Source organism: Microbacterium sp. LKL04 (genome assembly GCF_900102005.1).
GTDB lineage: Bacteria > Actinomycetota > Actinomycetes > Actinomycetales > Microbacteriaceae > Microbacterium.
The window spans coordinates 2,718,115-2,730,986 of the sequence record NZ_LT627736.1; the positions used below are offsets into that span (position 1 = coordinate 2,718,115).

At 69.9% G+C, this 12,872-nt stretch carries 13 protein-coding genes and 3 tRNA genes; 9 read left to right on the forward strand and 7 right to left on the reverse strand.

Going from position 1 to position 12,872, the window contains the following annotated elements:
- Positions 1–7: 7 nt before the first annotated feature.
- Positions 8–2,050 (reverse strand): bifunctional aldolase/short-chain dehydrogenase, encoded by a 2,043-nt coding sequence (locus BLP38_RS13230; RefSeq protein ID WP_091358690.1) that lies wholly within the window; start codon positions 2,048–2,050, stop codon positions 8–10.
- A gap of 61 nt (positions 2,051–2,111) precedes the next feature.
- On the reverse strand, positions 2,112–2,864 hold the full coding sequence (locus BLP38_RS13235) for a DeoR/GlpR family DNA-binding transcription regulator (protein WP_091358694.1): 753 nt from the start codon (positions 2,862–2,864) through the stop codon (positions 2,112–2,114).
- 44 nt (positions 2,865–2,908) lie between these two features.
- On the opposite strand from BLP38_RS13235, the gene BLP38_RS14455 reads away from it, so the two are divergent.
- Complete coding sequence (locus BLP38_RS14455) at positions 2,909–3,043, forward strand: hypothetical protein (RefSeq protein WP_262981985.1); 135 nt, start codon at positions 2,909–2,911, stop codon at positions 3,041–3,043.
- Here BLP38_RS14455 and BLP38_RS13240 read toward each other — a convergent pair whose 3' ends face one another.
- Positions 3,044–3,640 (reverse strand): class I SAM-dependent methyltransferase, encoded by a 597-nt coding sequence (locus tag BLP38_RS13240; RefSeq protein ID WP_091358701.1) that lies wholly within the window; start codon positions 3,638–3,640, stop codon positions 3,044–3,046. It abuts the gene before it with no gap.
- Between the two features lie 47 nt (positions 3,641–3,687).
- Here BLP38_RS13240 and BLP38_RS13245 point away from each other — a divergent pair, with 47 nt between their 5' ends.
- From BLP38_RS13245 to BLP38_RS14360, 4 genes are all read left to right on the forward strand, one after another.
- Positions 3,688–3,951 (forward strand): hypothetical protein, encoded by a 264-nt coding sequence (locus BLP38_RS13245; protein ID WP_091358704.1) that lies wholly within the window; start codon positions 3,688–3,690, stop codon positions 3,949–3,951.
- Positions 3,952–3,963: 12 nt separating this feature from the next.
- On the forward strand, positions 3,964–4,719 hold the full coding sequence (locus BLP38_RS13250) for an MBL fold metallo-hydrolase (protein WP_091358708.1): 756 nt from the start codon (positions 3,964–3,966) through the stop codon (positions 4,717–4,719).
- Between the two features lie 227 nt (positions 4,720–4,946).
- Positions 4,947–6,200: a GmrSD restriction endonuclease domain-containing protein gene (locus tag BLP38_RS13255; RefSeq protein ID WP_091358712.1), complete on the forward strand. Its 1,254-nt coding sequence runs from the start codon at positions 4,947–4,949 to the stop codon at positions 6,198–6,200.
- 41 nt (positions 6,201–6,241) lie between these two features.
- Entirely contained in the window at positions 6,242–6,388 is a 147-nt protein-coding gene (locus BLP38_RS14360; RefSeq protein ID WP_172824706.1) for a hypothetical protein, read from the forward strand.
- A gap of 90 nt (positions 6,389–6,478) precedes the next feature.
- On the opposite strand, the gene BLP38_RS13260 is transcribed toward BLP38_RS14360, so the two are convergent.
- The 3 genes from BLP38_RS13260 to BLP38_RS13270 form a co-directional block, all read right to left on the reverse strand.
- Positions 6,479–6,551 (reverse strand) — tRNA-Phe (locus BLP38_RS13260).
- 82 nt (positions 6,552–6,633) lie between these two features.
- Positions 6,634–6,707 (reverse strand) — tRNA-Asp (locus tag BLP38_RS13265).
- 21 nt (positions 6,708–6,728) lie between these two features.
- A tRNA-Glu gene (locus BLP38_RS13270) sits at positions 6,729–6,801 on the reverse strand.
- A 211-nt stretch (positions 6,802–7,012) separates the two neighbouring features.
- Between BLP38_RS13270 and BLP38_RS13275 the strand changes: the two genes are divergently transcribed.
- The gene (locus BLP38_RS13275) at positions 7,013–8,455 is read left to right on the forward strand and encodes a peptidoglycan DD-metalloendopeptidase family protein (RefSeq protein ID WP_091358715.1); all 1,443 of its coding nucleotides are present in this window, start codon (positions 7,013–7,015) and stop codon (positions 8,453–8,455) included.
- Between the two features lie 65 nt (positions 8,456–8,520).
- On the opposite strand, the gene BLP38_RS13280 is transcribed toward BLP38_RS13275, so the two are convergent.
- Entirely contained in the window at positions 8,521–9,054 is a 534-nt protein-coding gene (locus tag BLP38_RS13280; RefSeq protein ID WP_018185764.1) for an inorganic diphosphatase, read from the reverse strand.
- 183 nt (positions 9,055–9,237) lie between these two features.
- Here BLP38_RS13280 and tilS point away from each other — a divergent pair, with 183 nt between their 5' ends.
- From tilS to ftsH, 3 genes are all read left to right on the forward strand, one after another.
- Positions 9,238–10,233 carry a tRNA lysidine(34) synthetase TilS gene (gene tilS, locus BLP38_RS13285; RefSeq protein ID WP_091359880.1) on the forward strand — a complete coding sequence of 332 codons (996 nt, stop codon included), beginning with the start codon at positions 9,238–9,240 and terminating at the stop codon, positions 10,231–10,233.
- Positions 10,234–10,242: 9 nt separating this feature from the next.
- A complete protein-coding gene (hpt, locus tag BLP38_RS13290) occupies positions 10,243–10,794 on the forward strand; it encodes a hypoxanthine phosphoribosyltransferase (RefSeq protein WP_018185762.1) in 552 nt (183 codons plus the stop codon).
- Positions 10,795–10,863: 69 nt separating this feature from the next.
- Entirely contained in the window at positions 10,864–12,867 is a 2,004-nt protein-coding gene (gene ftsH / locus BLP38_RS13295; RefSeq protein ID WP_091358720.1) for an ATP-dependent zinc metalloprotease FtsH, read from the forward strand.
- Positions 12,868–12,872 lie beyond the last annotated feature (5 nt).

Consider the following 12,872-nt stretch of genomic DNA (forward strand, 5'->3'; position numbering starts at 1 on the left):
GCCGGGATTAACGCAGGAACGCGGCGGCGACGCCGGAGTCGACGGGGATGTGGAGTCCTGTCGTGCGCGAGAGTTCGGGGCCGGTCAGCACGTAGACCGCGTCGGCGACGTTCTCGGGGACGACCTCGCGCTTGAGGATCGTGCGGTTCGCGTAGAATTGGCCGAGGTCCTTCTCCTCGACGCCGTAGGTGGCAGCGCGGTTAGCGCCCCAGCCCGCGGCGAAGATGCCCGACCCGCGGACGACGCCGTCGGGGTTGATGCCGTTGACGCGCACGCCGTGCTCGCCGAGCTCGACGGCCAGCAGGCGCACCTGGTGGGCCTGGTCCGCCTTCGTCGCGGAGTACGCGATGTTGTTCGGGCCGGCGAAGACGGAGTTCTTCGACGAGATGTAGATGACGTCGCCGCCCATCTTCTGCTCGATGAGCGTTTTCGCCGCAGCCTTCGCGACGAGGAACGAGCCCTTCGCCATGACGTCGTGCTGCAGGTCCCAGTCCTTCTCGGTGGTCTCCAGCAGCGGCTTCGACAGTGACAGGCCCGCGTTGTTCACGACCAGGTCGATGCCGCCGAACGCGAGGACGGTCGCATCGATCGCCGCCTGCACCCCCTCGGCATCCGCCACGTTCGCGGCGACGCCGACCGCGACGTCCGTGCCGCCGAGCTCTGCGGCTGCGGCCTGCGCCTTCTCGAGGTCGAGGTCGGCGACGACGACGCACGCGCCCTCGGCGGCGAGCCGTGTGGCGATGGCCTTGCCGATGCCCGAGGCAGCCCCGGTGACGAACGCGATGCGCCCCTGATGAGTCTTGGGCTTCGGCATCCGCTGCAGCTTCGCCTCTTCGAGGGCCCAGTACTCGATGCGGAACTTCTCGGCGTCGGAGATGGGGGAGTAGGTCGAGAGGGCCTCGGCGCCGCGCATGACGTTGATCGCGTTGACGTAGAACTCGCCGGCGACGCGGGCGGTCTGCTTGTTGGCGCCGTAGCTGAACATGCCGACGCCCGGGACGAGGACGATGAGCGGGTCGGCGCCGCGGATCGCGGGCGAGTCGGCCGTCGCGTGCGCGTCGTAGTACGCCTGGTAGTCGGCTCGATAGGCCTCGTGCAGGTCGCGGAGGCGAGCGATCGAGTCCTCGACGGACGCGGATGCCGGCAGGTCGAGGATGAGCGGCTTGACCTTCGTGCGCAGGAAGTGGTCGGGGCAGCTCGTGCCGAGCTCCGCGAGCGCCGGAGCCTTCTCGGCGGCGAGGAAGTCGAGGACGACGTCGCTGTCGGTGTAGTGGCCGACCATCGGCTTGTCGGTCGAGGCGAGGCCGCGGATCGTGGGCGCAAGGGCTGCGGCCTTCGCGCGGCGCTCAGCCTCGGGCAGTGCGTCGAAGCCCGCGCGGATCTCGCCGAAGGGCCGGGCCGCACCGTGCGCGTCGATGTAGGCCTGGGCGGTCTCGATGATCCAGAGGCTGTTGCGCTCGGACTCCTCAGAGGTGTCGCCCCACGCGGTGATGCCGTGTCCGCCGAGGATGCAGCCGATCGCGTCGGGGTTCTCCGCCTTGATCGCCGCGATGTCGAGGCCGAGCTGGAAGCCGGGGCGCCGCCACGGGACCCAGGCCACCTTCTCGCCGAAGATCTCGGCGGTCAGCTTCTCGCCGTCGGCGGCGGTCGCGATGGCGATGCCGGCATCGGGGTGCAGGTGGTCGACGTGGGCGGCATCCACCAGCCCGTGCATGGCGGTGTCGATCGAGGGAGCAGCGCCGCCCTTGCCGTGCAGGCAGTAATCGAAGGCCGCGACCATCTCGTCCTCGCGCTCGACGCCCGGGTAGACGTCGACGAGCGCGCGCATGCGGTCGAGGCGGAGGACGGCGAGGCCCTCGGGCTTCAGCGTGCCGAGGTCGCCGCCGGATCCCTTGACCCAGAGGAGCTCCACGGGCTCACCGGTGACGGGGTCGGTGTCGGTGCCCTTCGCGGACGTGTTGCCGCCCGCGTAGTTGGTGACCTTCGGGTCGGATCCGAGGCGGTTGCTGCGCGCGATGAGTTCGGCGGCGGCCGTGGTGGTGGGGGACATCGACTCTCCTGCGAGGCTCAGACGTGAAAGATCTTGTGAAACCTTTCACAATCTAACAGGCTCAGCGGATCTCGACCAGCCCCCGGAAGGCGTCGAGTCGCTCGTCGGCGGGGTCGAGCTCGGTGACGAGCAGGTCGACGTTCGTCCAGGCGAGCGCGCGCGCAACGGCGAGGCGTTCGAGCTTCGAGGAGTCCGCGAGGACGACGGTCTCGTCCGCGTGTGTCGAGAGGACGCGCTTGACCTCGGCTTCTTCGAGGGTCGTCTCGCTCGTGCCGAATGACGGATCGAGGGCGGCAGCGCTCGTGAAGAAGCGGTCGTAGTGAAAGCGGCTCGCACTCTCGCACGCCTGCGCACCGACGAAGCTGCCGGTGCGGGGTTCCAGGCGTCCGCCGAGGAGGATCGCGTCGACGGCGGGTCGCCCCTGTGCTGCGCGGAGGTTGTCGTACGAGTTCGTGACGACGAGCAGTTCGTCGCTGTCGTCGAGGGTCGAAATGAGCGCACCGACCGTGGACGAGGCATCCATCGCCGCGGCACCGCCGTGAGGGAGCAGGTCGTGTGCTTTCCGTGCGATCTCGGCCTTGGCGCCGCCGCGCGCGGCGATCCGGGCGGTGAAGTCCTGCGGCACGATGGCGGCGACCGCCCCGCCGCGGACCCGCCGCGCGAGCCCCTCGCGGACAAGATCGTCGAGATCGCGGCGGACGGTCATCGCCGAGACGCCGAGCGCCTCGGCGGCCGGCTCGAGTCGGACGCTGCCGGACTCGGCGAGCATCTCGAGGAGGAGCGACCGCCGTTCGGCGCTGAGCAACTGCGGCATGCGATCAGGGTAACCGGGTGCCGCGGCGACCTTAGGCTCGTTTCGTGAGCGAGCGTCCGGCGGTCATGTGCCCCACCTGCGGCGATCCGCTGCGCTTCGAGATCCTCGACGACGAGCGGTTCACGGTCGCGTGGTCATGCCTCAATTGCGGCCTCGTGCGAGTGACCGAGCCGCGCTGATCAGCTCCGGCGCTCGGCGATGATCGCTGCGACAGCTCGGGCTCCGCGCTCGGCGCGGCGGTGGACGGCGACGACGTCGAAGCCCGCGGACTCGAGGATCCGCTGCAGGTCGCGCGTGTTCCAGCGGTAGGCACGCACGACGGCGTGGTCGAACGCCTCCGTCTCGTCCGCGTCGAAGCAGCCCAGCAGCAGCGACCCGCCGGGACGCAGCACGCGCGCGAACTCGGTGAGCGGAACCGCGATCGCCTCGGGCTCGTGGTGGATCGTCGAGAACCAGGCGAGGATGCCTCCGATCGCGGCATCCGGCTCGTCGATCGCCTCGATGCTCTCGACATCGAACCGGACGCCCGGGTGGGTCGCACGCGCGTGGTCGATGAACTCCGGCACGAGATCGATCCCGCGGATCTCGGCGCCCCGCTCCGCGAGGTGCTGCGTCCAGTGGCCCGGGCCGCAGCCCGCGTCGATGAGGCGACCGGATGCCGCGGCTCCCCACGCCTCGATGAGGTGGCGATCCGCGCGGTGCATCGCGCCCACGGACCCGAGCGTGTCGACGTACTCCGCGGCCCGGTGTGCGTAAGCGGCGGTCGTGCGGGTCATCCTGCGAGGCTATCGACCGCGTCGGACCTGTGTCAGGATACGGCGGTATGAGCACCGGCCCGGACTGGACGATCCGCATCCCCGGCTCCGAGCCCGACCGGCTGACCGCGCACCAGCAGGCACTTCTGGGTCAGGTGGAGGCGGAACTGCCCGCGTCTCGCGGAGAGACGTGCGACGTCTCGGAGCTCGAGGCTCGCGTCACGCCGATCGTCCGGGAACTCGTCCGGTCCGGACTCACGGCCGAGCGGATCGCCGACAACAGCCGGCTCCGCCCGGCGTTCGTCACGCGGATCACCGGCAGGGGCGCGTGAGACGATCCCGGAGTGAAGATCACCCAGGTCCGTAACGCCACCCTGCTGCTGGACGTCGGCGGCATCCGCGTCCTCGTCGATCCCATGCTGGGGGCGAAGGGCTCGCAGCCCGGCTTCGCCAGCGCACGGCGCAACCCGCTGGTCGATCTCGTGGTCCCGCTCGCGGACCTGCTGGATCCGGACATCGTGGTGGTGACGCACACGCATACCGACCATTGGGATGCCGCGGCCGCCGCGCTCCTGCCGCGAGAGGTTCCCGTCCTCGTCCAGCACGCCGACGACGCCGCGGTGATCGCCGGCGCCGGCTTCACGCAGGTGATCGTCCTCGACGAGCCGACGACGCTGGCCGGCGTGACCTTCACGCGCACGGGTGGGCAGCACGGCTCCGACGCGACGCTCGCTGCGGCGCCGCGACTCGGCGAGGTCATGGGTGTGGTCATCGCGCATTCCGCGGAGCCGACCCTGTACGTCGCCGGCGACACCGTCTACCACCCGACCGTCGAGGCGGCGCTCGCGGCGCACCGTCCGGAGGTCGTCGTCCTGAACACGGGCGAAGCCGTCCTCCCCGGCCTCGACCCGATCCTGATGGGGGCCGAGGACGTCGCCCGCGTGCACGGTCTCGCCCCTGACGCCCGCATCGTCGCCGTCCACATGGAGGCGCTCGACCACTGCACCGTGACCCGCGCCGACGTGCGCGCGGTCGCGGAAGCGCAGGGGATCACCGCGGCCGTCCACGTCCCCGAGGACGGGCAGACGCTGACGTTCTGACGACCCGGCCGGCGCGGGTTCCGGCCGCGCCTGCGGGTCGCGCCCGCCGGGGTGACCCGCGCGGGATACGTTCGATCATGACGGGCTGTTCCAGCCTGATCCCGGCGATGGTCGACCGTCCCACCCGACGACGCTCCGGCTCTCGCCGATGCCACGGACCCGTGGCCAGTTCGCTCAGTACTCGCGCGCCCTTCGTGCGGTCTTTCCTCGCTCGAAGGAGCACCACCATGCCCTCGTCGACCCCGCCCCGCGCGGCCACGCAGACCACGACCGAGAAGGCGGGACGTGACAGGAAGCTCCGGTGGACGGCCCTCGTCCTGGCGCTGATCGTCGCGATCATCGTGATCTCGCCGATCATCTGCACCCTCGCCGTCGCCGTCGCGATCACCGCGGGAGTCTCACTCGGCAAGAAGACCCCGACGTTCCTGCGCTTCACGACGCCGGCCACCGCCACGCGCGCTCTGATCATCTCCGTCGTCGTCGCGCTGCTGTCGGCCGGTATGGCGAACCTCGTCCTGCCGCGGGCGGACACGACGGTGGACGAGGCGCCCGTCGCCTTCGCGCCGACATCCCCGGCTGCCGACGACACGGTCGCGGTCGGCGAGGATCAGCAGGCATTCCCGACGCCGACCGAGACCGTCACGCCCGAGACCGCCGAGGCGGGCACCGCGCTCGCCGCTCTCGCGGCCCTCGAGGTGAAGGGGCGCGCGCCGAAGACCGGCTACGACCGCGATGAGTTCGGACAGCGCTGGAAGGACATCGACCGCAACGGGTGCGGACAGCGCGACGACGTCCTCGCCCGAGACCTTGCCGGCGTGCAGAAGGACGGTCGCTGCGTCGTGACGTCCGGCATCCTGGACGATCCGTTCACGGGTGAGCGCATCACGTTCGAGCGTGGCGAGGACACGTCGTCGCTCGTACAGATCGACCACGTCGTGCCGTTGTCGGATGCCTGGCAGAAGGGTGCGCAGCAGCTCACTGCGCACCAGCGCGAGACCCTGGGCAACGATCCGCTCAACCTTCTCGCCGTCGACGGCGCCGCGAACGCGCAGAAAAGCGACAGCGACGCCGCGACCTGGCTGCCGAAGAACACGGGGTTCCGGTGCGCCTACGTCGCGCGCCAGGCGTCGGTGAAGGTCGCCTACGAGCTTTGGGTCACCCAGGCGGAACGCGACGCCATGGAGCGGATCCTGACGGGATGCCCGGCCGAGCCGCTCCTGACGTCGGACTACGCCGCCGACGCCATGGCGATCGCGGCGGAGCCCGCGTCGAAGCCCAGCCCGAGCGTCGCTCCGGCGCCGAAGTCCCAGCCGACGCAGGAGTCGAAGCCCGCGCCGACACCTGCTCCTGCGAAGCCTGCGGACGTGTACTTCAAGAACTGCACCGCCGCCCGCGAGGCGGGAGCAGCTCCCGTGCACGTCGGCGACCCCGGCTACGCGAAGCACCTCGACCGGGACGGCGACGGCGTCGGCTGCGAGTAGCGCCGGTCGACAGGCAGGCCGGCGGCGGCCACACTGGTCGCATGGATCCCCTGACGAGCGCCGTGCTCTTCATCGCCGTGTTCGCCGCCGGCTCGTACGTCCTCTACTGGGTTATCCGCAAGGCCGTCGTGCACGGCATCCAGGAGGCGCGTCAGTCCGCGGAGAGCCAGCGCGTCGACGCGGGCTGAGCGGACGGGGCTCGTCGCGCGGAAAAGGCGAAACCCCCGCGAATAGAAGCTTCGCGAGGGTTCCTAGAACCGTTGTAACGACGGTCCGTGTGGCTCCGACGGGCGTCGATCCCGTGACCTCACGATTTTCAGTCGTGCGCTCTACCAACTGAGCTACAGAGCCGCATGGCATCAGAGGTGCCATGTCCTAGACGAAAGGCCCGTGAATTCAACAGAAGCTGAAGACAAGGGCCTGTCGCTCGGAGCGACCCTGACGGGACTTGAACCCGCGACCTCCGCCGTGACAGGGCGGCACGCTAACCAACTGCGCTACAGGGCCATGCTTATTAAATTGTGGGAGTGACCCCAACGGGATTCGAACCCGTGCTACCGCCGTGAAAGGGCGGCGTCCTAGGCCGCTAAACGATGGGGCCGAGCGACCCCGGGGGGATCACGCTTACCGAGGGTCAAGCATATGCGATCCCCGGCGAATGTGCGAATCGAGGGCGAGCCGACCGTTCCGTGCGGCGAAAGAGGGGGATGATGACGGTGCCCGCCGCAATCTCCTCTGTGACGAATGTGACCAGTGTTGCTACTGTGATGGGCGGATCAGCACGCCGTCTGGCCGAGGGAAGGGTGTGTGCAGTGACCGACCTGCCCGAAGCGACTGGAGCCGACTGCGGCTGCGCGCCCACCGCCGACGAGGCGCGTTCGTTCTCGTCGCGCATCAGCCGTCGCAACGTCCTGGGCCTCGGCGCGCTCGGTGTGGCCGCGGCATCCACCGGCATCGGCTTCGCCCTGCCCGCGTTCGCCGCGACCTCGTATCCCAGCTGGGACGACGTCGAGAAGGCCCGCAAGAACGAGTCCGCCAAGGGCTCCGAGATCACCCGCATCCAGAACCTCATCTCGTCGCTCGAGAACGACGTCGTCGCCAAGCAGGCCGAGGCCGAGCGACTCGGCGTCGAGTATCAGGACGCCCTCATCGCGTACGAGGACGCCGCAGCCCGTGCTGACGCGTTGCAGGCGCAGGCCGACGCCGAAGAGGCGCGGGCGAAGGAAGCCGCGTCGAAGCTCGGCGTGCTCGCGGCGCAGCAGTACCGCTCCGGCAAGGGCGACGCGACCCTCGACCTCTTCTTCTCCGACTCGTCCGCGACCGCCGACGACCTGCTGGGCCGACTCGGCACGATGGACCGTCTCGTCGAGGCGAACCGCGACGTCTATGCCGCCGCCATCGGTGCGCGCGACAGCGCGAAGAACCTCGCCGCGCAGGCGCAGGTCGCCCGCGACGAGCGCGACAAGCGCAAGGCCGAGGCCGAGCAGAAGATGCAGGCCGCGCAGGATGCCGCCGAAGCCGCCCAGGCGGCCCTCGCCGCCCAGAACGAGCACCGCGAGGTGCTCGAGGCTCAGCTCCAGGCGCTGCAGGACACGACCGCCAAGACCGTCGCCGGCTACAAGGCCGGCGTCGAGGCGGAACGCAAGCGTCGCGAGGAAGCGGCCCGCAAAGCCCGCGCCGAGGCGCTCCGTCGGGCCAAGATCGAAGAGGCGCGCCGCCTCGCCGAAGAGAAGCGTCGACGCGAGGAAGAGGCAAAGAACAACAGCGGCGGCGGTTCGTCCGGTGGCGGTGGCGGCGGCGGTGGCGGCGGAGGCAGCACCGGCGGCTCCGTCCAGCCCTCCGGCTGGGTGCGCCCCGCGCACGGCTACATCAGCTCCTGGTACGGCGTCCGCGGCAGCATCTGCACCCCGAGCGGGTGCACGGCCAGCGGTCACCGCGGCATCGACTTCGCCAGCTCGTGCGGGTCGCCCATCTACGCGGCGGCGTCCGGCACTGTCATCTTCGCCGGTTACAGCGGCGACTGGGGCAACTTCGTCAAGGTCCGTCACAGCGACGGCACCGTCACGGGATATGCGCACATCATCGACGGCGGCTACGCGGTGGGCTACGGCGACTACGTCCGCGCCGGCCAGACCATCGCCTACATCGGCAGCACCGGCGCATCGACCGGCTGCCACCTGCACTTCGAGGTCTACCGCGGCGGCATCCGCGTCGACCCGGCGCCGTTCCTGCGCGCCCGCGGCATCAGCGTCTGACGCTCACTGTCGTGAAACGACGAAGGTCGGATGCCGCGCCGCATCCGACCTTCTCGTTGTGAGCCTCAGAGGCTGTTGGGCGCTTCGCCCTCACCCTGCGTGCGGGTCTCGCCCTCGTGCTCGTCGAAGCGCGTGAAGGCCTCGGACACGAGGCGCTCGGCCTCGGCGGCGCCGGCCCACTCGTCGACCTTGACCCACTTGCCGGGCTCGAGGTCCTTGTAGCGCTCGAAGAAGTGGCCGATCTCGCCCTTGGTCCACTCGTCGATGTCGTCGACGTCCTGGATGTGCGCCCAGCGCGGGTCCTTCGCCAGGACCGCAACGACCTTGTCGTCGCCGCCGGCCTCGTCGCTCATCTTGAGGACGGCGACGGGGCGGACCTTAGCGAGCACGCCGGGGTAGATCTCGCGGTCGAGGAGGACCAGCACGTCGAGCGGGTCGCCGTCCTCGCCGAGCGTGTTCTCGAAGAAGCCGTAGTTCGCGGGGTACCCCATGGGGGTGAACAGAACGCGGTCGAGGAAGACGCGGCCTGTGCCGTGGTCGACCTCGTACTTCACGCGGCTACCGCGCGGGATCTCGATGACGGCGTCGTACGCGCCCATGCCTGTGCTCCTTTGAAAGTCCGGTGGGATGCGGGCACAAGCCTACTTGCGCGGGTGCGTGTGCCCAACGCAGGGCGAAACGCTCTGAGACGGCGGTCCGGGCCGGGCCGGGTGCGGTTCCTCCTGCACTCGGCACGCCTGTCGGCGGACGAGCGCCTGGACGGTCGTCGGTACGGTGGAGCGGTGCCGTCCCTGCATCCCGCCGTCGCCGAGGTCCGCCGTGCCGTCCGCACCGCACTGACGGGCCTGCCGCAGGGCGCCGTCGTCATCGTCGGGCTCTCGGGCGGCGCCGATTCGCTCGCGCTCGCCGCCGCGGTCGGCTTCGAGGCGCCGAAGCTCGGCCTGCGGGCGGCATCCCTCACCGTCGACCACGGCCTGCAGTCGGACTCCGCCGAGGTCGCCTCGGCCGCGGGCCGCGCCGCCTCGACGCTGGGACTCGATCCGCTCATCGTCCGGGTGGACGTCGGCACCGAGGGAGGCCCCGAAGCCGCGGCGCGCGATGCGCGGTACCGCGTGTTGCGGGATGCCGCGCACGACGTGCGTGCCGCGGCTGTCGTGCTCGGGCACACGTTGGACGACCAGGCCGAGACGGTGCTCCTGGGCCTGGCCCGCGGATCCGGTGCGGGGAGCCTGCAGGGGATGGCCGCGGCATCCGATCTGGGCGGCGTCGCCGTGCTGCGTCCCCTGCTCGAGGTGCGGCGCGCGACCACCAGGGACGCGTGCGCGGCGCAGGGACTCGAGCCGTGGGACGACCCGCACAACCTCGACCCGAAGTACGCGCGGGTCCGCGTCCGCGAGACGGTGCTGCCGATGCTCGAGGCCGAACTCGGACCCGGCATCGCCGAGGCGCTCGTCCGCACCGCGGCTCAGTTGCGCGAGGACGCCGAGGCGTTCGACGAGATGATCGACGAGACCATCGAGGACATCGTCGAGCACGCCGAGGCGGGCATCGCCGTCTCGGTCGCCGCGCTCGCCGCGAACCCGCCGGCGCTCCGTCACCGGATCATCCGGCACGTCGTCGCGAGCGAGTTCCACGTCTCGCTCACCCGCACGCAGACGCTCGAGGTGGCGCGCCTGGTGACGGACTGGGCGGGGCAGGGGCCGATCGACCTGCCCGGATGCCGCGCCCGCCGCGCGGGCGCCACGATCGAGTTCACGGGCGCCGGATCCGGTCTTTAGACTTCTGCAATGCGCGCAGCCGAGATCGCCGACCAGCTCACCGATGTCCTCGTCACGGAGGAGGAGATCCAGGCCAAGCTCGAAGAGCTCGCCCGGCGCGTCGAAGCGGACTACGAGGGCAAGGATCTGCTGCTCGTCGGCGTGCTGAAGGGTGCGGTCATGGTAATGGCCGACTTCGCCCGCTCGCTGAAGCGCCCCATGGAGATGGACTGGATGGCCGTGTCGTCCTACGGCGCCGGCACCAAGTCGAGCGGTGTCGTGCAGATCCGGAAGGACCTCGACACCGACATCTCGGGCAAGCACGTCCTGATCGTCGAGGACATCATCGACTCCGGCCTGACGCTGAGCTGGCTGCTCGAGAACTTCGCCTCGCGCGGCGCGGCCTCGATCGAGGTCCTCGCACTGCTGCGCAAGCCCGAGGCCGCGAAGGTCGAGATCGACTGCCGCTACGTCGGCTTCGACATCCCGGTCGAGTTCGTCGTCGGCTACGGGCTGGACTTCGCGGAGAAGTACCGGAACCTCCGCGACGTCGCGGTCCTCGCACCCCACGTCTACTCCTGAATCCGCGCGGTACGCCCAAAACGAACGCACAGACCCCGCATAGCGCCGCGGGGGTAGCCTGAACGCACCATGAACGTCAAGAAGCTCTCCCGCAACCCGTTCGTCTACGTGGTTCTCATCGGCGTGCTCTTGATCATCGGCATGACGCTGATCTCGAACCTCACCGGTGCGAAGAGCATCACGACGCAGCAGGGCCTCTCGCTCCTCGATGGGTCGACGGTGAGCAAGGCCGTCATCACCGACGGCGACAACCGCGTCGACCTCACGCTGAACGAGGCGTTCGAGGGTTCGACGAACGTGCAGTTCTACTACGTCACGGAGCGTGCCGACACGGTCGTGCAGGCCGTGAACTCGGCCGCGCCGAAGGACGGCTACAACGACGTCGTGCCGCAGACCAACTGGTTCGGCAGCCTCATCTCGATCCTCCTCCCGATCCTCATCCTCGGTCTGCTGTTCTGGTGGCTGCTCTCCAGCGCCCAGGGCGGCGGCAGCAAGGTCATGCAGTTCGGCAAGTCGCGTGCGAAGCTCGTGACGAAGGAGACCCCGACGGTCACCTTCGCCGACGTGGCCGGCTCCGACGAGGCCATCGAGGAGATGCAGGAGATCAAGGACTTCCTGAAGGACCCGGCCAAGTTCCAGGCCGTCGGCGCCCGCATCCCGAAGGGCGTGCTGCTGTACGGCCCTCCCGGAACAGGCAAGACCCTGCTCGCGCGCGCCGTCGCCGGCGAGGCGGGCGTGCCGTTCTACTCGATCTCGGGTTCGGACTTCGTCGAGATGTTCGTGGGTGTCGGTGCGAGCCGTGTCCGCGACCTCTTCAAGGAAGCCAAGGAGAACGCTCCGGCCATCATCTTCATCGACGAGATCGACGCCGTCGGTCGCCACCGCGGCGCCGGCATGGGCGGCGGTCACGACGAGCGCGAGCAGACGCTCAACCAGATGCTCGTCGAGATGGACGGCTTCGACCCGAAGGTGTCGGTGCTCGTCATCGCCGCGACCAACCGTCCCGACATCCTCGACCCCGCCCTCCTGCGCCCGGGCCGCTTCGACCGGCAGATCGGCGTCGACGCCCCCGACCTGAAGGGCCGTCAGCGCATCCTGGAGGTGCACGGCCGCGGCAAGCCGCTCTCGCCCTCGGTCGACCTCGCCGTCATCGCGCGCAAGACGCCCGGCTTCACCGGTGCCGACCTCGCCAACGTCCTGAACGAGGCCGCGCTCCTGACGGCCCGCTCGAACGCGCAGCTCATCGACATGCGCGCCCTCGACGAGGCGATCGACCGCGTCATCGCCGGTCCGCAGCGTCGCACGCGTGTCATGAAGGACAAGGAGAAGCTGATCACGGCGTACCACGAGGGCGGCCACGCCCTCGCCGCCGCAGCGATGAACCACACCGACCCCGTCACGAAGGTCACGATCCTTCCCCGCGGCAAGGCGCTCGGCTACACGATGGTGCTCCCGCTGGACGACAAGTACTCCGTCACCCGCAACGAGCTGCAGGACCAGCTGACCTACGCGATGGGCGGCCGCGTCGCCGAGGAGATCGTCTTCCACGACCCGACCACGGGCGCCTCGAACGACATCGAGAAGGCCACCGGTATCGCCCGCAAGATGGTCACCGAGTACGGCATGACCACCGAAGTGGGTCCCGTGAAGCTCGGCTCGTCGTCGGGTGAGGTCTTCATGGGTCGCGACATGGGTCACGGCCGCGACTTCAGCGAGCGGATCGCGGAGCGCGTCGACGCCCAGGTCCGCGGACTCATCGAGCAGGCGCACAACGAGGCCTACGAGGTGCTGAACGCCAACCGCGAGATCCTCGACCGCCTTGCACTGGCCCTCCTCGAGAAGGAGACGCTCGACCACATCGAGCTCGCCGAGATCTTCACCGACATCAAGCGCCTCCCGCCCCGCCCGCAGTGGCTCTCGAGCAGCGAGCGCCCCGTCTCGACGCTTCCGCCCGTCGAGGTGCCGCGTCGCGCCGACGTCCCGGTCGCGGCGAACGCCGAGGCCGAGCAGACGGCTCCCGAGACCTCGCCGGCGCGCCACGCGACCGGGCAGGCTCGACCCGCGACGGCCTGAGGCGG